The sequence below is a fragment of the Salinibacterium sp. 10G20-15 genome (assembly GCF_057365065.1).
This window is the reverse complement of record NZ_CP195118.1, coordinates 834,555-852,945: the sequence shown is the minus strand read 5'-3', so window position 1 is coordinate 852,945 and position 18,391 is coordinate 834,555. Positions and strand designations below refer to the sequence as shown.

Genomic DNA, 18,391 nt, shown 5'->3' with positions numbered 1-18,391 from the left:
CTGCTGAGCACCCACTTCGGTGGAATGCTCTGTGATGTGAACTGGCCCAGACTGATACATAAATCAATAGTGTTTCGGCGGCCATAGCGAGAGGGAAACGCCCGGTTACATTCCGAACCCGGAAGCTAAGACTCTCTGCGCCGATGGTACTGCAAGGGGGACCTTGTGGGAGAGTAGGACACCGCCGGACTTAAATTGTGAGAAAGCCACACCCTCGGGTGTGGCTTTCTTGCGTTAACGACCCACGGGTGTGTTAAGTTTCGCCACCGCTAGGTTGGAGAACGCTACGGCGCTTCGAGGCGACCTGCGGCGATTTCGTTGCGCACAAGCTCTTCGAGTGCGGAGGCAAATGCCTCCGCTGCCGGCGACAAGTGACGCGTATTCGCCCACCTGAGGCCTATCTGCCGAGACGCATTCTCGGCGTGGACCGGCACGACGACTGAGCTGTTGTCGCGCACGATCCTCGTTGCGAGAGCGCCCAGTAGCCCGATCCCTAGTCCAGCGCGGACAAAAGAGAAAACCGTGGTCGGCTGCGTAACCGCAAGACTTCGCTCGTAATCGATAGCGACGCTCTCAAGCACTTCGCGAAACTCGACACCGACATGGGCGTTGAGTCCCGCCTCACCGGTTGTGATTACTGCGCAACCCGACAGCTCTGCCAGCTCCAGGTATCCGGTCGAGGCAGCCGGATGATCGAAAGGCACAACGGCGTGAAAGCGGTCGGTGAGCAGCGGTCGCTGGGTGATCCCTAACCGGGGTGTCTTCTCCATCGGGCTGATTCCGAGTTCGATAGTGCGGTGGGCGAGCGCCTCATCAAGCCAGCTATTAGCTCCTTCGTGCACCTCAAATCGAACTTCAGGATGTGTTCGCGAGAACGTTGCGATGAGGGGCGCAATAAGCATGGCACTGACGCTGGGGACACTGCCGACAGCGACGTCGCCGCGAACAAGTCCCTGTCCTGCCGCGACAGCCGCCACCGCGGACTGCCACTCAGCGACCGTGGCGCGGGCGTGCGGCAAGAATGCTTGGCCAGCGGCCGTGAGCGTTGGCGGGTGAACATCCCGGTGGAATAGCTGAGCACCGAGCTCGGCTTCCAGCGAAGCGACGTGCGCGCTAATTCGTGATTGCGAACGGTGAAGGGTGCGTGAGGCCGCAGTGAACCCGCCCTGCTCGTGCACGGCGAGAAACGATCTGCACCAGACGAGTTCCATGCTGCAACCTTAGCGACCTAGCGTCATCCGCTCATCTGTAGCGCGTTTCGGTAGCGGTGGTGCGGGGATGGGGCCGGCAAGAAGGGGATCGAAGGTCGCTCGCATGCGGTGCTCGAGGCGTGCAGCGAGGTCTGCCCGCAGCTCTGTGTACAGCGGGTCATCGATGACGTTGGTGAGCTCTGAGGGATCCTGAGCGAGATCATAGAGTTCCTCTGAGGGGCGTGGCTCATTTGGCCAATCGCCCATCCCCGCTCGGGTCGAGCTCTCTTCCAGATCGAGCGGAAGCGGTACGCGAACGCCCTGCTCAAAGTTGCGAATGTACTTTGCGCTCGGAGTACGAATAGCGCGGATGGGATCGTAGCGATCGTGGAAGCTCTTTTCCAGCAGCAGCTCGCGGTCGTCGGTTGATGCATCATCCGTACCATCGAGTCGAGCCAGAATACTCTCGCCCTCGAGTTCTTCCGACGGCGTACCGCCCGCGACTGTCACGAGGGTGGGCACGATGTCGAGGTGACTGACAACCTGCTCGCGACGTCCAGGTGCTATGCCAAACGATTCCGGTGGGCGCACAATGAACGCGACCTTGACGCCAGAGTCATAAAGAGTGCTCTTGGCGCGCGGGAAGGCGACGCCATGATCTGTCGTGAAGATGATCAGAGTTTCGCGGCCCTTCGGCGACGCGTTGATGCGATCAATGATCTGGCCGACCGCTTCATCCATTTGACGGATCGCCCCGTGGAAAGCGGCGATATCAGCGCGAGTCTCGGCGTTATCGGGGAGATAGGGCGGCACGTCGACGGTAGCAGGGTCTGCATAGTCGTAGTCCTCGGCGGGCCACGGGCGGTGGACTTCCCAAATTCCGATGGTCAACAATGTGGGAGTGTCGTCACGAGGTTGGTCGTACCACCAGTCGACGCGGCGAGCGACTTCCATAGCGCGAGGCAAGAACCCGAGCCCGTGGACCTCGTCATAGCCGAGCACGCGGGCATCAAAATCTTCATGTTGGAGGCCGATGAGTGCACTGTGGTAGCCCTCGCGGCGGAGCAACTCGGGCAGAGTTGAGACCCCAGGCTTGTATTGCCAGCCGGCGTGCGTAAGCCCCATTAGACCATTTTGGTGCGGAAGGCGCCCCGTGAAGATGGATGATCGGGCCGGCGTGCACAGCGGAGCTGTTGCGAATGCTGTGTCGAAGATGACGCCGGAGCCTGCAAATGTTTCGAGGTTGGGACTCGGTACTGACGGCATTCCGTAGCAGGAGAGCCAGTCTCCAAGGTCGTGGCAGTGGATAAGGACGATATCTGGCTGGGAGTCCATCGTGACAACTTTCATGTGGGAGCAAACAGGGTGTGGCGCTCAGTGCGGGGCCGCGGAGGTGATCCCGGTGCCCCGCACTGAGAGAGAACGACTAACCCATCGGGTAACCGGCGTCCTTGACGACCTGAGTGACCTGTTCCTGCATCTGTGCCATCCCTTCTTCTGGGGTGACATCCCCAGCGGCAATGGCGGCGATGATCGGTTCGGAGACCGTGAGGAACTCGGTGATGAAGGTGAAGCGGAACGGGCCTACAGCATCCGGGGCTGACTCACGGACCACGTCGAGGTAGGCACTTGTTTCCGCGCTCAGCCCGGCGGCATCGTACGCGTCGTCGCGAGTAGGAATTCCACCGTTTTCGGCGAAGATTTCCATGCCGTGTTCGGAAGTGACCCAGTCGATGAAGTCAACGGCGAGTTCGCGACGGTCTTCGGGGAGATCCGCCGGGATAGCGAGGTTCCACAGGCCAGTTGCCGAGTGTCCGCCGGGGAGTGGTGCGTAGCCGACCTTGCCCACAACGTTAGAGCTGGACTCATCGTTCATGCTGCTGGCGGCCGCCGCAACCACGTCTAGCTGAGCAGCATCGCCACCCTGCATGGCTGCGATCGCTTCTGCTTGTCCCACTGCCTTGGGATCTGCCGGGCCAAGCTTGGCAAGTTCGCGGAAGTCGCGCGCGGCCTCGAGCGCCTCAGGAGTGTTGAACGCAGGCGTCCAGTCGCTGCCCTCGTCAACGAAGAAACTGCCGCCAACTCCGTGCAGGATTCCGGCGAAGTCGTAGGAGACTGCGGGAGCACCGGGGACTCCCTGATAGCGCTGGATGTAGCCGTAGCGTGCAGCGCCAGCATCCACGATTGACTGGGCGTTGGAGATGGTGTCATCCCACGTAGCAGGGGCGCTGAGGCCCAAGTCGTCGTAGATGTCGGTGCGGTACAGCAAGATTTGAAGGTTTCCCATGAGCGGGAGGCTCGTGATCTCGCCGTCCGCAGAGAAGCTGCGGCTCTCTGAATCCCAGTTAGTGATGTTGTTGTAGGTGAAGATTTCGGGGTCGAGGGTGTAGCCGGGCTTAGCTTCATCAAACGGCATAAGAATGCCGGAGTCGTTCAGCTGAGCCAGGTCGACCTCGTTGACTTGGTAAACATCGAAGGTGTGATTGCCACTCTGGGCGTCATTGAGAACCTGAGTTTTGACATCGGGGTTGGGGAACGGTCGCAGGTCGACGTTGTTTCCCGTCTCTTCCTCATAGGCTTTGACGACGGCGTCATAGGCCGGGTTCCACGGTGCTTGGCTGGTGATGACAACGAGGCTGTCGCCCGAACCGAGCGCCCCTCCCGTGCCGCTGCCGGAGCATCCGGTGAGGGCGATGCTCATCGCGGCAACGCTGCCGATGGCGATGAATGCTTTCTTCATGAACATGTACTCCTTGCTGTGAGCGGAAACTAAACAGGTCGGGCCCGTTTAGCCTTTGATGGCGCCGGCGGTGAGCCCAGCGACGATTTGTCGGTTCGCGAAAATGGACATGATGATGATCGGGATGGCGGCGAGCGTTCCAGCGGCGGAGAGCTCGCCCCAGGTCACGGCGAACGGCTGCAACAGGCCGGCGATGCCGACGGTAACCGGTGCAGTCGCTCCACCTGACGTGAGGGTGAGACCCATCTGAAACTCATTCCACGCCATGATCGCGGTGAAAACGCCGACCGCTGCGATGCCGGGTCGTACAACCGGCAGCATGACTTTGACGAGTACCGTCAGTTCGCTTGCGCCGTCCATGAGGGCTGCTTCGCGCAGTTCTTCAGGAATGGTGGAGAAGTAAGACGACATCAGCAATACCGCGAACGGAAGATTGAGGAAAGCGTTGACGAGGATCAGCCCGCCGACGCCGCCGAGAACACCAAGCTCGGAAAGCAGAATGTAGAGACCGGGCACTAGTGTCATCGGCGGAATGAGAGGAATGAAGCCGGCGATTACCAATGCAGGAATCGTGATCCAGCGAGGTGGCTTGAGGCGGCTAAGCGAGTAACCGGAGAGCGTGCCGATGACGAGGCAAATCGCGACGGTTCCGAGAACAATCAGCAGGCTGTTGCCGATCTGAGCGATAAAGACTCCGTCGGCAAAGACCTTCTCGAAGTTGCCGAGCCAGAAGGGGAAGTCCCAGCTGGATGACACGATGGCGCGATTGGGTAAGAAAGCCAGCAGCGTAGTGAAAGCGATCGGGATAATGCTGAGCACGAGAATCACGCCGAGGCTGATCTCTACCCCGAGGTTGCGCTTGGCTCCGGTGGTCTGGGCGTCGCTCATTTTTCGACCTTCGATCGGGTGAACAGCACTGCGCCGAGCACGAGGGCTGTGAGGATAACGACAACAAGCGAGAACGCCGACGCTTCGCCAAACTGCAGGCTGTCGAAGAACAGTGTCTTGATGTGTTGGGTTACCAGCGTCGTAGCGAAATTGGGGCCACCCGAGGTGAGGAGGTACATCTCATCGAAGGCTTTGACGCCCATGATCACCCGCACCACGACTACGGCCGCAATTGCAGGTCGCAATGCGGGGAGAACAACATGCTGAACGATGCGCCACTCGTTGGCGCCGTCCACGCGGGCTGCCTCAAGGGTTGCCCCATCGATGCTCTTGAGGGCGGTGTAGAGAAAAAGGAAGACGACAGGAGTCCAGTGCCAAACATCCACGACAATGACGGCTGCCATTGCGGTTGACTCTTGCCCAATCCAGCCTTGGGTGGGGAGCCCGAGGGTGTAGAGAAGCTTATTGAGTCCGCCTGCCGTGGGGCTGAGGAGTAGCAACCACATGAGGCTGACGACGACGGGAGCGATGACCGCAGGCCAAATCAACATGTTGCGGGCGAGTGGCAAGAGTGTCACAGCCCGGTCGACCAACAGGGCCAGAACTAAACCGACGATCAGGGAGAGAACGACCGTTGCGGCGACAAAGACGACGGTGTTTCCCAGCGAGCGCAGACCGTGCGGGTCTGTGAGAACGGCACCATAGTTCGCTAATCCAAGCCACGCCCACTCGAAGACGCCGCCGCGGATTGAAACCTCGGAGAGCGACATGCGAACGACTTGCGCAAGCGGATAGGCGGCAAAGATGGCGCCGAAGATAACGAACGGGGCAAGCGCTCCGATCGCGAAGAGCGATTGAGGGCGAGAACCTTTGCGCCTCAGCGTGCGCGGAACCTTCGTTCTCGTGGCGTCAATGGTTGCGGCCATTCTCGATACTCCATCGTGTCGGGGCGGCCATCGAAGCGCCGCACAGCCCACGCTAGGGCGCACCGGGAGTATCTGTCCAACACGTAGTTCAGAAGGCTGCTATCCGTCTGACGGATGGGGTGCGATGGTGTGCGGTGCGGCGTCGCGGCTTCGTCGCTGATCGGCTGCGGTGGTGAAGCCAGTCAGTTCAAATGAACGAACTGCGAGGGGGTGCAGCCAAAGTGCCGCCGAAAAGCGCGAGCGAATGAGCCTGGATCGCGGAAACCGCTGTCGAACGCGGCGCGAGTCACGGTGTATCCGTCTTCGAGTAGCTGGCGGGCAAAAGCGAGCCGAACGGCCCGAATCTCGGCGCTCGGAGAACTGCCTACCGTAGCGAAAATGGTCTGGAGAGTGCGGATCGAGATGTGGTTGGTTGAAGCAAGCTGGGCGGGATTAAAATCTGGGTCAGCGAATAGTTCACGGATGCTCTGCCGCAGTCGGTCGCGGATTGCCGATCGTGTCGGTGTAATTCCCCAGCGCATGCCAGTCGCTTCGAGGGCATTGCGTTCTCTCGCGGCATGGTGGTGAATTGATTCACCCCACTGTTCGCTGGCGGTAAAGGACAGCAGTGATGTGCCGGGCACGCTCAGGGTTTGTGTCGACCAGAAAACAGGCACAATTTGACCGCTCTTGCCCATGAATAGTTCGGGAGCGCGACTGACGTTACTGGCACGGTGGTGGATGATGGGGCAATCGTCCGCAGCGTAGGGGGAACCATCCGGGTGGTAGCGATGCAGCGTTGAATGACTCGGCAGACCGGTGAGTTCATCGGAGTCACGATAGCCCAGCAGCCTGGATGCTGCACCGTTCGCCAAAACTACTTGCCCTTCAGCGCCGATGACCCACAAGGGTTGAGGCGCGGTTTCGACCACTGACTTCACGAGCGCATAGTCATCGGCGCGGTGGGGCTCGGCGAGTGAAAGCACGTTCACGTCAACGGCTTCCCTCCTCTTGGCTGAACGACGGGGGTGCCGCCAAGCATTGTTGTTAACGTACGGTGTCGAGATTTCGCCTCCTTTGCGCTCGTGTGACGGGGGAGTTACCCTACGCCGCAACTGCGCATTTTGCGGGAAGGGCTGCGCATTTTTCCTTGTATTTCGAGGTCGCTAGGGAGTGGACTGGGGAATCAACATGAAAGCGAGAACAACATGACCTATTTCCCCGCAATGCAAAAAGCCACTCTCTCCGAGCTTGAACCCGACGTCCATGGACGTATCGCGAAGCGAACCGCGACGCTCAATGGTGTCGACGTGACTCAGATCACTTTCCATGTCGGTGCAAAATGGTCAGAAGACCTCAAGGACTATGCGGGCACACTGCTCTGCGAATTACCGCACGTTGCGCTCGTCATCGCGGGGACCTTGGGCGTCGAGATGGAAGACGGAACATACGTCGAATTCAACGCGGGCGATGCCATGCTGCTGCCGCCGCAACACGACGCCTGGGCAGTAGGAGACGTTGACTGCACCTTCGTCGAGTTCTCGCGCGGAAACGACTACTACGAGAGCACCGCTGCCGGTGAATAAGCAAGAGGCAGGGGAGCTCGCCAATCTTCAACGGATCGCCAAAGGGATGAGCTGGCAACAGCTAGCGGACTCCCTCGGGCGTGACCCGGTGTGGGCGACGGCAGCCATCCTCGGATTTCACCCCATTCCGGCGGCGGACGCGCAGGCGATCGCTGACCAGCTTGAACTCTCGGACGAGGTGATGGCGGCGTTTCAACGTCAGCCGTATCGGATCGCGGACGACTCGATAGCGAGCGACCCGACCATTTACCGTTTCTACGAGTTGTTGCAGGTGTACGGCCCCGCGATCAAGGAACTCATTCACGAGGAGTTCGGTGACGGGATCATGAGCGCCATCAACTGCAATGTGAGACTGAGGCGGATAGCGAATACCGACGGCGATCGCGTGCAAGTAGTCATCGAAGGCAAGTTCCTCTCTTACCAGTGGTAGCTGTGCCTTCGTGAGTACGCTTTAATGACGCCGTCGCGTGCGCCCGACGCGTGTTGCAGGGTGCCTCCGGCTGCTACGCGCGCATGGCGCTTGACTCGCAGCCGCTGGCCCCGGCAAAGTCTTCGGGGACTTTCCTCCCGCCGCTTTCAGAGTGATCGCGACGGGACGGCGCGACTGGGGCATGCTCCCCCGTTTCGGTTGATGAAGCGTTGAGCCCCCAGTGTCAGCATTGCCGTCGTTACATCGCCTTCGGCCTCGGCGTGCGCATCGAAGACAACGTGATGGTCACCCCGACCGGCCACGAAGTTCTCTCCGAAGCACTGCCAATCACGGCGGATGGCTTTGAAGGGTGGATGCGCGGCCTCTAACCAAGGACAATGGGGAGAGATCGCTCATTTTTTGAAAGGTGCATACATGGAAATCTTCGCCACTGGCGGACTCGTCCTCCTCATCGGAATCGGGGTGGTCGTTCTTGTTGTACTTTTCTTGGTCATGTTGTTGATCGCTCGCGCCTGGTTCAAGGTCGCTCGCGCCGACGAGGCTCTCGTCGTTTCGGGGCGTTCGCAAAAGGACTCCTCGGGTAAGGACTCCGCCGTTACGGTCATTGTCAACGGCAAAGCACTCGTCAACCCGATTACCCAACGCTACGAGACGATCTCTCTTCGTTCGCGTCAGGTGTCGATGACGGCTGAAGCCCAGTCGGCTGACAACGTGACGTTGCAGGTTGAGGCGGTTGCGATTGTGAAAATCGGGTCGGATGCGAATCTCGTGCGCCGTGCCGCTGAACGTTTCGCCTCGCAAGATGAGGCCATCGAGCAGTTCACAACAGAGCAGCTCGAGGGTGCCCTTCGTGGTGTTGTTGCGACGCTCTCCGTGGTGGAGCTCATGCGTGAGCGCAAGAAGTTCTCTGACCAGATCGCAACGGATGTCTCAACTGAGCTTGCCGAGCAGGGCCTCATTCTTGACTCGTTCCAGATCAAGGGCATCGGCGACAAGGTGGGTTACATCCAGTCGCTCGGTACCCCGCAGATTGAGTCGAAGCGTCGCGAGGCCGAGTTGGCTACTGCTGACGCGAACCGTGAAATCTCTAAGCGCAACATCACCGTTGCCGAGGCGAACCTGATCGAGCAGACTGCGCTCGACAAGAACACCGCAGACTCCAAGGCCGAGGTCGGTAAGGCTAACGCTGAAGCCGAGCAGGCCGAAGCTCTCGCGCGCGCCCGTGCCGAACAGGGCGTTCTGCAGCAGCGTGCTGAGAACCGTCAGGCGGAGCTCGACGCTGACGTGAAGCGTGTCGCTGACGCCAACCTGTACAAGGCGCAGAAGGATGCCGACTCCGACGCTTACCGTCTCGTCAAGGGTGCCGAAGCGCAGGCTCAGATCGCGGCCGTCGAAGCGGAAGCTGTACGCGTTCGCGCCGCTGCCGAAGCGGATGCCACTCGCCTTGCGGGTGAAGCAAAGGCTGCCAGCATTGAAGCTGAGGCCGCGGCTCTCGCCAAGCATCAAGATGCGCTTCTCGCTCAGCGCGCCCTCGAAACCCTGCCGCAGGTTATGGAGCAGTGGGCCAAGGGTTACGGCCAGATCGGTTCTGTCACCGTTATCGGCGGCAGCGGAGCCAGCGGTGGAGACACCGTCGGAACCGAAAGTGCTGTTGCTCTGCGTGGAACGTTCGAGTCGATCAAGGCTGCAACCGGCCTTGACCTCGCGTCGATCATCCAGGGTCGCACCGTTGGTCAGGCCGTTGGTGAAGCCGCTCGTGGAGAGTCGAACGACAGCACTCTCGGCGCCACGCTCGCGCAGGCAGCAAACACCGTCGCGAATGCAGCACCTCAGTCGGCTCCGGCCGCGACCGAAGGTGACACCGCGGAGTAGCGTTTCGCACCTCAACTAGAACGGCAATGGCCGGGCATCCTCACGGATTCCCGGCCATTGTTGTTTTTGTCGTTAGGGGCGACGGGGGCGCGTGCCCACTGCGCCTCGAGCGCTAGTCGTCGTCGCTCACGAGTTCTGAGCCTTCGGGATATACATCGAGCTGGGGCTTGCGCGCGAGGAAGATGATGCTCGCGATGAGGCCGCCCCAGACGAGCACGGCGGCGATGATGAAGAACGTGATGGCGATGCCGCTCATTTCTTGAGCTCCTTCAGTGCTTGAGTGCTTGGCCACGGGGTGAAGTCATCTGGATCGTGCTTCCAGCGCAGTGCGGTCATGGTGATCGCTCCAATCAGGATCACCGCGATGGTGCCCCAACCTGCGATCGCGAGGTACCAGAGCGGGTACTCCTCGTAACCATCGGTGATGAGCACGATGATGCGTTGGATGAGCATGTAGAGCAGAACGGCCGGGGCCAGCACTCCGACGAGAAGCTGCCAGATTCGCCCCACCTTGAAAGTGGAGACCGCGTTGAGGTGCCCTGCCAACTCCGGGCCCTTGCGGAAGACCCAGATCACCAGAATTGTTGCCGCGATTGCTGCGCCAACGATTCCGATGTTGTTGGCCCACTGATCGACGGTGTCGAGCGTGATGACGCCGGTGGTCGTCGAGAACAGCAACACCGATACAACAGCGAGCGCTAAGCCGACGCGAAGCGATGCTTGGCGGGCGGTAATCCCGAACTTGTCTTGGAACGCGGATGACACGACCTGCAGTACTGACAACAGCGAAGTGAACCCGGCCATGACGAGCGATCCGAAGAACAGCGCCCCGAAGAGTGGACCGCCGGGCATTTGCGAGACGATCGCGGGGAAGGTCACGAAGGAGAGGCTGACTCCCGTGATGCCTTCCAGCTCGTCGATTCCCACACCCTGCTGGAACGCGAAGAAGCCGAGAGTGGCGAACACGCCGATGCCGGCAATGATCTCGAACGATGAGTTGGCGAACGCAACAACGAGCGCTGGCGCGGTGACGTTTGCTTTGCGGCTGCGATACGAAGAATAGGTGATCATGATGCCGAACGCGATCGACAGTGAGAAGAAGATCTGGCTGTACGCCGCAATCCACACCCCGGGGTTGCCGAGAGCGGAGAAATCGGGAGTGAAGAGAGCATCCAATCCGGTCATCGCGCCATCGAGGAACAGGGCGCGCACCACAAGAATCAGGAACGCCACGACGAGTAGCGGCAAGAAGATCACATTGGCGCGCTGCACTCCCTTGGCGATGCCCGAGCCCAAAACAACAAGAACAGCGAGCCATACGAGTACGAGGGGAATCAGCACGGCCGGAACGAATTGCGAGCTGAAGCCAGGGTCTGAGGTCTGCAAGAACTCCCCAAAGAAGAACCCCTTGGTGTCGTCGCCCCAGCGCAGGTCAAAGCTGAACGTGAAGTAGCTGGCAGCCCACGCGACGACGGCGGCGTAATAGACGGCGATGACGATGCAGATCCAGACTTGGAACCAGCCGAGCGACTCTAACCACTTGCCCGCTTTACCGCCGAGACGACGGAACGCGGTCGGTGCTGAACCGCGAAAGCGGTGCCCGATCGCATAGTCGAGAAAAAGAATCGGGATGCCGGCCGTGACCAGCGCGATCAGGTACGGAATCAGGAATGCCCCGCCACCGTTCTCGTAGGCCACACCGGGGAAGCGCCAAATGTTGCCGAGACCCACGGCGGAGCCGATGGCCGACAGGATGAACCCCAGCTGGCCCGACCACTGTTCGCGCGGCCGTGAGGCGACCGTTCCGTGTGCTCCTGAATGCTGTTGCGCTGACACAGTTGCTCCTCTGCGTGATGGTCACCCGAATGACCGTCGCTGGAATCGCCCCGAAATAGCGACCCGCTACCCCCGAAGGAGTGTTCTCACGTTAACACTTGCCTGTGTTACGTTGCGACATGTGACAGTGAGCTGCCGTGCCCTGAGAACGGCGGAGCATCGAGGCTGTGGGTTAGACCGCGGCGACCAAGCCGTCGAAGGGGAGTGCGACTCCGAGAATGTTCTCGGCCGCGCGGTGGCCGGAGCGCAGCGCCGCGGTGACGGTGGCTGGATCATCCGTCCACGTTGCTTCGCCCGCAAAGTGCAGCACGTTCTCGACCGGGGTGGCCATCAGGTCGTGGTCGTCGGGCGTGGATCCCGGGGTCATGTACGCGTACGACCCGTACGAGTAGGGGTCGTCTTGCCAGCGCGTCACGAGCACTTCGTTGGGGTGCTCAACGCGCTCGCCGTAGAGTCCGCGCAGAGCATTGAGAACGGACGAGCTGATCTGTTCGTCGCTCCAGTCGCGCGCCGCGATGGCGCTGGGGCCGGCCGCGAACGTGAGCAGGGTGGGAACACCGTGCAGATCGGTGAGGTCGTACCAGGAATGCCACCACTTGCCAGCCTCGCCCTGCTGGCGAATCGCGTAGACGTTCTCGTCCCAAAAGCGAGTGGGGAAGCGCAGAAAGACCTTTTCAAAGTTGTTCATCTCGAAACCGTCGATGGCGTGGGCGAGCCACTCGGGCAGCGCTGGCTCGAACGTGAGATCGCCGCTCTTGAGCACCCCAATCGGCACCGTCACGACCACGCGGTCCGCAGTGAACTCGCCCCGCGCGGTCGACACCGTTGCTCCCTGCTTCGACCAGCGGATGCCAGTGACCACATGCTTGAGGCGCACGTCGAGTCCCTGCGCGAGATTGCTCGCCAGCTCGTCATAGCCGTCGGGGAACACCACCTCGTCGCCCTCAACCGTGTCATCGTCGAGACCGTGCGCATCGAGCAACCCGGCGTGCACACCGTACTGCTCCTCGGAGCGGTGCAGCACGAACTCGCGCACGCGCTCCGCTCGATCGGGGTTCCAGCCGAGCGTGGAAAGCGCGGCGTCCATTGCCTGCTCATAGCTTGTGCCGAGAGCGGAAGCCTGCACCGCCGTCGCAAGGTGCGCGTCGAAGGTGCGTACGTCATCCGCGAACTGGGCGACAGCGTGGTCGCTGAGGCGCTCGCCGGTGGGACTGTAATAGGCGATGGGGCGGCCGGTGGGCTGGTAGCTGCCGACCGTGAACTCGACCGTGCGCATGCCGAAAGCGTTGACGATATCGGTGAGGGGGTTGTCGTCGACGCCGTGGATCCAGGATGCTCCGCGGTCAGTGGCAACGTCGCCGGAGCGTTCGGTGAAGGTGCGACCCCCCGTGCGGTCGCGGGCTTCGAGCACGAGCACTCGTTGACCGGACTGGGCGAGAAAGCGGGCCGCGGTGAGCCCGGAGACTCCGGCGCCGACGACGATCGTGTCGAAGGCTGTCGCAGCCGGGGCGGCGGTGGGCGCGCTAGCGAAGTCGGTCATGAGGTCACAGTAGCAATGCGGTGCTGGGTGCGGTGGATCACGCTGGTCCTGGCGATTCCATTTTCCGGGTTGATGCGCCCGTCTGCTGGCGTTGTGTAATGATGGCCAATTATGCACGCAAAAGCTTCCGAATCGCGCGGTAGAAAGATCGCAGCACGAATTCTTTCCGGGGCGATGTCCTGCATCTTCGTACTCATGATCTTTACCGCTTCGGTCCAGTTTTTCGCACCGATTCGGGTGTCGCCATGGGTGGAGCTTGTCTCCATGCAGCGGCTACTTCTGTGTATTGGGTCGGTGGCGACCTTCGGGTGCGCGGGAGCACTTTTCACGATTCGGAAAGGTATTCGTTGGAGCAGGCGAAGCTGGCCGGCAGTGGCGTGGATCGTGATCGCAGCTCTGACTTTAGGGGCAGTATTCGTTCCGCAGCATGCTGCGCTGCCTCGCACGGCGACGAAGCCGGACGCTCGAATTAGCATCCTCTCGTGGAACACGAATCAAGACAGCGTTGCTGTCGAGGATATCGAGCGACTGGTCGCCAGCCACAACCCTGATTTCGTCGTTCTTCCCGAGATGTTCGGCACCCTTGCCAAAGGTCAATTATCGGCGCTACTCGGGGAAGGTGGTTACACGCTGCTGAGTTGGGAAGGTTCGTCCGCGAGTCTGCTCGTGAGGAAATCACTGGGCGAATATGAGATGTCTAGTGAGGGTGTCCCTGCCTGGGCCGGATTCGTCGCCCATCCGACGAACTTTGGCAATGACCTACCCACGCTGGTGGTGACACACATTGAGCACATCCAACCATTTCGCAGCGGAACTTGGAACGACCACCTGCAATGGGTCGAACGTGAGTGTAACGACAAAAACGTGGTGGCGGTCGGTGACTTCAACGCAACAGCTGAAAGCCTAGAGTCAGGGGCGCTAGGAGATTGTTCTGACGTCGCTGTGCAATTAGGATCGACATCGAGCGGAACATGGCCCACGGTCGTCCCTGCCGCTCTTGGTGCTCAGATCGACCGGGCGATGGTGTCGCGCGGTTGGCGCGGTGTTTCATTTGAAGTAGTTCACACCGCGGACTCCTCCGGTTCAGACCACAGACCCATATTTGTAGAAGTAGAGCGAGTGGCGGGCTGAAAAAATATCGCCCACCACACGCTCATCGGTCATGGTCGGTACGAAACGTACACCGGATTTGCGTTCAGGAAGATGCTCCTGTTCGGGGTGGTGTAGCCGTTGATGCTCATGATGCTGAAAATGTATGTGCCACTCGGGAGTCGTCCACAATCCTAGGTTCCGCAGGCCCTTGACATCGTTCGAATCAGGGCATTGTCACCCACTCTGAACAATCCGATCGATACGGATCGGAGCGCGGTCACGCCAGGGGCTTTCCCCGCTGCGTTTAGCTTGCAGGACGAAAGCGTGAGGGTAGTCGAGGTCGAAGTAGTGTTTTGTCTGTCCACTGACGACTGTCGAAAGACGGCTGCACCTGAGTCATGGACCGTCCGTAAGGGGAACCTATTACGGGCGGTAGTCATCGCGGTCGTCGCGGTCTTCGTAGAGTGAGCGAGCGCTGGGATCCACGCTTGGGCCACCGTTGGCCGCTCCGCCTAACTGGGTAAACACGAATGCCAGGCGCTTAGCGACCCGACCCATCACATTGAGAAACCGTGTGAACATCGTTGGTCCCTTCTGGTGACCTCAACTGTATTCGGCAACGCAGTTCGACTGCAATACTCCCCTCCGCATCCCGGAGTTCCAACGGTGTCACAAGCGGAGCGCCGAACGCGCTGATGTCGTCACACACGCTGCGGCCACTCACCCAGAAGCTGCGGGGCAACCCTGATGACGAGCTCATGCAGTGGGAGATCGTGCGTGCATTTGAGGCCACGAAAGAATCGCAACTCTTGCTGGTTCGCCGCATTTTCGAGAAACTACGTCTTGACGTAGTTTCCTAACGAGGCTCGCCCAACATAGGATCAGAACATGGGAACAAGAGCCGCAACAGCTCGCACGCGCGCCGTGCGCACGACGCTGATTGCTGCTCTGGCTTCCACTCTTCTGCTTGGTCTCGCTGGCTGCACCGCGGCTTCGGATGCGGGCGCCACGACGGACCCGAACGACGACCGTCCCGTCGTGCTCACGACCTTTACGGTGCTCGCCGATATCGCCGAGAACGTGGCCGGCGACAACCTGCGGGTGGAATCGATCACCAAGGTGGGTGCTGAGATCCACGGCTATGAGCCCACGCCCGGCGACATTGCGAAGGCGGCCGACGCTGACCTGATTCTCGACAACGGGCTCAACCTCGAAGCGTGGTTCGCGCAGTTCGTCGACGGTCTCGACGTGCCACACGTTGTTGTCTCTGACGGCGTAGACACCATCAACATTGCCGAAGATGCCTATGAAGGGCTGCCCAACCCGCACGCGTGGATGAGCCCACTCAACGCACAGATTTACGTCGACAACATGGAGGCCGCGTTCGCTGAGCTCGACCCCGATAATGCCGCCGACTACGCCGCAAATGCTGAGGCGTACAAAGCTGAACTGCAACTCGTGCACGATGAGCTCACCGCAGAACTGGCCGAGCTTCCCGCAACGCAGCGCGCGCTCGTCACCTGCGAAGGTGCGTTCTCCTACCTCGCGCGCGACTCCGGCCTGACCGAGCAGTACCTGTGGGCGGTCAACGCCGAGCAGCAGTCGACGCCGCGCCAGATCGCATCCGTCATCGAATTTGTGCGGGCCAACGACGTTCCCGCCGTGTTCTGCGAATCCACCGTTTCCGACCGCGCAATGCAGCAAGTGGTCGAGGCCACTGAAACCAGCTTCGGCGGAACCCTCTACGTCGACTCGTTGTCAGAGGCCGACGGCCCAGTGCCCACGTACCTCAAGCTGCTGCGCCACGATGCCGACATCATCATCGCCGGGCTGACCGGGGCCTCCCAGTGAGTGCGCCCGCCATCGACGTGCGCAACGTCACCGTTCACTACGGCGACGTGCTCGCGCTCGACAACGTGAGCCTCACCCTCGCGCCCGGCCGCATCTACGGCCTCATCGGCATGAATGGCTCGGGCAAGTCCACGCTCTTCAAGACCATTACCGGGATGCTGCGCCCCGACCACGGAACCGTCACGTTGGCAGGACAGCAGCCTGCACTCGCTCGCAAGGCCGGAGCGGTCGGCTACGTTCCGCAGAGCGAAGACGTCGACTGGGCGTTCCCGCTCTCGGTTCGCGATGTGGTGATGATGGGCCGCTACGGCCATATGGGTTTCTCGCGTCGCCCCAAGGCTGCCGATAAGGCTGCCGTCGCCGAGGCCCTCGCCCGCGTAGAGCTGACCGACCTCGCTGACCGCCAAATTGGCCAACTCTCGGGCGGCCAAAAGAAGCGCGCATTTGTGGCGCGCGGCATCGCCCAGGGCGCGACGATCCTGCTTCTCGACGAGCCCTTCGCCGGGGTCGACAAACGCTCCGAGGGAACGATCACGAAACTCTTGCGCGAGCTCGCCGCCGAGGGCGCCACGGTTCTCGTCTCGACCCACGACCTCAATGCGCTGCCGAAACTCGCCGACGAGGCAATCTTGCTGATGCGCACGGTGCTGTTGCAATCCACTCCCGCTGAAGTGCTGAAGCCCGAAAACCTCGCACGGGCCTTTGGCCTCGATGTCACGGCGGGAGACTCAGAATGAACCCTCTCGACTTCCTCCTTGAACCGCTGAGCTACGACTTCATGGTGCGGGCCCTCGCCACGAGTGTGACCGCGGCAATCGTGTGCGCCGTGCTGTCGTGCTGGCTCGTCCTCATCGGCTGGTCGCTCATGGGCGACGCCGTCTCGCATGCGGTGCTCCCGGGTGTCGTGCTCGCCTACGTCGTGGGGGCGCCCTTCGCACTCGGTGCTGTCATCTTTGGTTTCCTTGCCGTCGCCCTCATCGGCATCGTGAGAAACACGAGCCGCATCAAAGAGGATGCCGCCATCGGCATCGTCTTCACCACCCTGTTCGCGCTCGGAATCGTGCTCATCTCCGTCACGCCCTCGCAGACCGACCTCAACCACATCATCTTCGGCAACCTCCTCGGAGTCTCCTGGGTCGACCTCGCCCAAGTTCTCATCCTCGGTGCAATCACGCTCACGATCCTGCTCGTGAAGCGCCGCGACTTCACCCTCTACGCCTTCGACGCCACCCACGCCCACGCGATCGGCCTCAACCCCAAGGTGCTCGGCGCTGCGCTGCTCGGACTCCTTGCCCTCACCGCCGTCGTCGCGCTCCAGGCCGTCGGCGTCGTTCTCGTCGTGGCACTGCTCATCATCCCCGGCGCCACCGCGTACCTGCTCACCGATCGCTTCTCGCGCATGCTCGTGATCGCCCCAGTGATGTCGGCGCTCGCGGCCGTCACCGGGCTCTACCTCAGCTACTACTTAGACACGGCATCCGGCGGCATGATTGTGCTCGTCGAAGGCTGCATCTTCGCGCTCGTTTACCTGTTCAGCCCCACGCAGGGCGTGATCGGCAAGCGACTCGGTGCGATGAAGCGGCAGCGGATGCTCGCCGCCCAGTAAGCGCAAAGACACCGCCAGCGCACCGAACCCGCGCGGTGCGCCTCACGTCATTCGGTGAGGGTGCCGCCCGAGACGTAGAGTGCGTCGGTCGCGCTCCGGCCCAGGCTAATCGGCCCCGCGGATTGGCGCACAGCACCGTCAGTCGCCTCACCGATCGCGCCACCAGCGTCACCGACCACAACGACCTCAAGTGCATCCGAATACGGCGCCCCAGCGTTCACGCTGAGGGTGGCTCCAAAAACGATGCCGCGCTCTTCGAAGAACTTGAGCAGCTCGGGGTCGTCGTCGGAGATGCGTTCGACGACGACGGTGCTGCCGGGGGTGATGCGGGTGAGCTGCACGGCATCCGGGATTGTGATCACGCCGTCGGCGCTGGGGATGGGGTCGCCGTGCGGGTCGCGGGTGGGGTGTTTGAGAAACTCATCGATGCGTTCGACCATGAAGTCAGAGACGGCGTGCTCAAGGTTTTCGGCTTCATCGTGCACTTGGTCCCAGGAGTAGCCGAGCACGCTGACGAGAAACGATTCGATGAGGCGGTGGCGGCGAACCATCGCCACGGCGTGCGCGCGGCCCACGTCGGTGAGGGCGATGGAACCGTAGCGGGCATGGTCCAGGAAGCCTTGATCGGTGAGTCGACGCACGGCATCCGAGACGCTGGAAAGCGTGTAGCCGGTGCGCTCAGCGATCACGGTGGCGGTAACGGGGGCATCTGACCATTCGGAAAGACTCCACACGGTCTTCAGATAGTTCTGGGTGCTGACCGAGAGCTCTGTGACCGACATGCGCCCAGTCTAAAGCCGAACATTGAAGTACGGGCAGACGTAGTTAACGACGTTTGCCCCCGCCCGGAGAACA

General features: G+C 61.2%; 21 protein-coding genes and 1 rRNA gene. 10 read left to right on the top strand and 12 right to left on the bottom strand.

Annotated features, from left to right (window positions below; genetic code table 11):
- The first annotated feature begins 73 nt into the window (after positions 1-73).
- A 5S ribosomal RNA gene (rrf, locus tag ACR3YK_RS04095) occupies positions 74-190 on the top strand.
- A 94-nt stretch (positions 191-284) separates the two neighbouring features.
- Here rrf and ACR3YK_RS04090 read toward each other — a convergent pair.
- The 6 genes from ACR3YK_RS04090 to ACR3YK_RS04065 all read right to left on the bottom strand — a co-directional run bounded on the left by ACR3YK_RS04090 (position 285) and on the right by ACR3YK_RS04065 (position 6,715).
- Positions 285-1,211, bottom strand: coding sequence for a LysR family transcriptional regulator (locus ACR3YK_RS04090; RefSeq protein WP_486175954.1), 927 nt, complete (start codon positions 1,209-1,211; stop codon positions 285-287).
- 9 nt (positions 1,212-1,220) lie between these two features.
- A complete protein-coding gene (locus ACR3YK_RS04085; RefSeq protein WP_486175953.1) occupies positions 1,221-2,525 on the bottom strand; it encodes a sulfatase family protein in 1,305 nt (434 codons plus the stop codon).
- Between the two features lie 91 nt (positions 2,526-2,616).
- On the bottom strand, positions 2,617-3,930 hold the full coding sequence (locus tag ACR3YK_RS04080; RefSeq protein WP_486175952.1) for an extracellular solute-binding protein: 1,314 nt from the start codon (positions 3,928-3,930) through the stop codon (positions 2,617-2,619).
- A 48-nt stretch (positions 3,931-3,978) separates the two neighbouring features.
- Positions 3,979-4,818, bottom strand: coding sequence for a carbohydrate ABC transporter permease (locus ACR3YK_RS04075; RefSeq protein ID WP_486175951.1), 840 nt, complete (start codon positions 4,816-4,818; stop codon positions 3,979-3,981).
- Positions 4,815-5,744 (bottom strand): carbohydrate ABC transporter permease, encoded by a 930-nt coding sequence (locus tag ACR3YK_RS04070; protein ID WP_486175950.1) that lies wholly within the window; start codon positions 5,742-5,744, stop codon positions 4,815-4,817. The genes ACR3YK_RS04075 and ACR3YK_RS04070 overlap by 4 nt, the downstream gene beginning before the upstream one ends.
- Positions 5,745-5,926: 182 nt before the next feature.
- Entirely contained in the window at positions 5,927-6,715 is a 789-nt protein-coding gene (locus ACR3YK_RS04065) for a helix-turn-helix domain-containing protein (RefSeq protein WP_486175949.1), read from the bottom strand.
- Between the two features lie 216 nt (positions 6,716-6,931).
- Between ACR3YK_RS04065 and ACR3YK_RS04060 the strand changes: the two genes are divergently transcribed.
- From ACR3YK_RS04060 to ACR3YK_RS04045, 4 genes are all read left to right on the top strand, one after another.
- On the top strand, positions 6,932-7,309 hold the full coding sequence (locus ACR3YK_RS04060; RefSeq protein ID WP_486175948.1) for a cupin domain-containing protein: 378 nt from the start codon (positions 6,932-6,934) through the stop codon (positions 7,307-7,309).
- Positions 7,302-7,739, top strand: a complete 438-nt coding sequence (cynS, locus tag ACR3YK_RS04055) for a cyanase (RefSeq protein WP_486175947.1) — start codon at positions 7,302-7,304, stop codon at positions 7,737-7,739. The genes ACR3YK_RS04060 and cynS overlap by 8 nt, the downstream gene beginning before the upstream one ends.
- A 209-nt stretch (positions 7,740-7,948) precedes the next feature.
- Positions 7,949-8,107 carry a hypothetical protein gene (locus tag ACR3YK_RS04050; protein WP_486175946.1) on the top strand — a complete coding sequence of 53 codons (159 nt, stop codon included), beginning with the start codon at positions 7,949-7,951 and terminating at the stop codon, positions 8,105-8,107.
- Positions 8,108-8,153: 46 nt separating this feature from the next.
- Complete coding sequence (locus ACR3YK_RS04045; RefSeq protein ID WP_486175945.1) at positions 8,154-9,611, top strand: SPFH domain-containing protein; 1,458 nt, start codon at positions 8,154-8,156, stop codon at positions 9,609-9,611.
- A 112-nt stretch (positions 9,612-9,723) separates the two neighbouring features.
- Here the strand turns inward: ACR3YK_RS04045 and ACR3YK_RS04040 are convergent, their stop codons facing one another.
- From ACR3YK_RS04040 to ACR3YK_RS04025, 4 genes are all read right to left on the bottom strand, one after another.
- Complete coding sequence (locus ACR3YK_RS04040; RefSeq protein WP_197180149.1) at positions 9,724-9,867, bottom strand: MetS family NSS transporter small subunit; 144 nt, start codon at positions 9,865-9,867, stop codon at positions 9,724-9,726.
- Entirely contained in the window at positions 9,864-11,447 is a 1,584-nt protein-coding gene (locus ACR3YK_RS04035) for a sodium-dependent transporter (RefSeq protein ID WP_486175944.1), read from the bottom strand. The genes ACR3YK_RS04040 and ACR3YK_RS04035 overlap by 4 nt, the downstream gene beginning before the upstream one ends.
- 172 nt (positions 11,448-11,619) lie before the next feature.
- A complete protein-coding gene (locus ACR3YK_RS04030) occupies positions 11,620-12,987 on the bottom strand; it encodes a flavin monoamine oxidase family protein (RefSeq protein ID WP_486175943.1) in 1,368 nt (455 codons plus the stop codon).
- Positions 12,984-13,253: a hypothetical protein gene (locus ACR3YK_RS04025; protein ID WP_486175942.1), complete on the bottom strand. Its 270-nt coding sequence runs from the start codon at positions 13,251-13,253 to the stop codon at positions 12,984-12,986. Before ACR3YK_RS04025 ends, ACR3YK_RS04030 begins: the two co-directional genes overlap by 4 nt.
- Positions 13,254-13,371: 118 nt before the next feature.
- Here ACR3YK_RS04025 and ACR3YK_RS04020 point away from each other — a divergent pair, with 118 nt between their 5' ends.
- The gene (locus tag ACR3YK_RS04020; RefSeq protein ID WP_486175941.1) at positions 13,372-14,118 is read left to right on the top strand and encodes an endonuclease/exonuclease/phosphatase family protein; all 747 of its coding nucleotides are present in this window, start codon (positions 13,372-13,374) and stop codon (positions 14,116-14,118) included.
- A gap of 384 nt (positions 14,119-14,502) precedes the next feature.
- On the opposite strand, the gene ACR3YK_RS04015 is transcribed toward ACR3YK_RS04020, so the two are convergent.
- Positions 14,503-14,661, bottom strand: coding sequence for a hypothetical protein (locus tag ACR3YK_RS04015; protein WP_486175940.1), 159 nt, complete (start codon positions 14,659-14,661; stop codon positions 14,503-14,505).
- A gap of 113 nt (positions 14,662-14,774) precedes the next feature.
- Here ACR3YK_RS04015 and ACR3YK_RS04010 point away from each other — a divergent pair, with 113 nt between their 5' ends.
- From ACR3YK_RS04010 to ACR3YK_RS03995, 4 genes are read left to right on the top strand one after another with little or no spacing between them, the layout of a single operon-like run.
- A complete protein-coding gene (locus ACR3YK_RS04010) occupies positions 14,775-14,939 on the top strand; it encodes a hypothetical protein (protein WP_486175939.1) in 165 nt (54 codons plus the stop codon).
- 28 nt (positions 14,940-14,967) lie between these two features.
- On the top strand, positions 14,968-15,930 hold the full coding sequence (locus tag ACR3YK_RS04005; protein WP_486175938.1) for a metal ABC transporter substrate-binding protein: 963 nt from the start codon (positions 14,968-14,970) through the stop codon (positions 15,928-15,930).
- Positions 15,927-16,667, top strand: coding sequence for a metal ABC transporter ATP-binding protein (locus ACR3YK_RS04000; RefSeq protein ID WP_486175937.1), 741 nt, complete (start codon positions 15,927-15,929; stop codon positions 16,665-16,667). Before ACR3YK_RS04005 ends, ACR3YK_RS04000 begins: the two co-directional genes overlap by 4 nt.
- On the top strand, positions 16,664-17,536 hold the full coding sequence (locus tag ACR3YK_RS03995; RefSeq protein WP_486175936.1) for a metal ABC transporter permease: 873 nt from the start codon (positions 16,664-16,666) through the stop codon (positions 17,534-17,536). Before ACR3YK_RS04000 ends, ACR3YK_RS03995 begins: the two co-directional genes overlap by 4 nt.
- 47 nt (positions 17,537-17,583) lie before the next feature.
- Here the strand turns inward: ACR3YK_RS03995 and ACR3YK_RS03990 are convergent, their stop codons facing one another.
- Positions 17,584-18,318 (bottom strand): metal-dependent transcriptional regulator, encoded by a 735-nt coding sequence (locus tag ACR3YK_RS03990; protein WP_486175935.1) that lies wholly within the window; start codon positions 18,316-18,318, stop codon positions 17,584-17,586.
- Positions 18,319-18,391 lie beyond the last annotated feature (73 nt).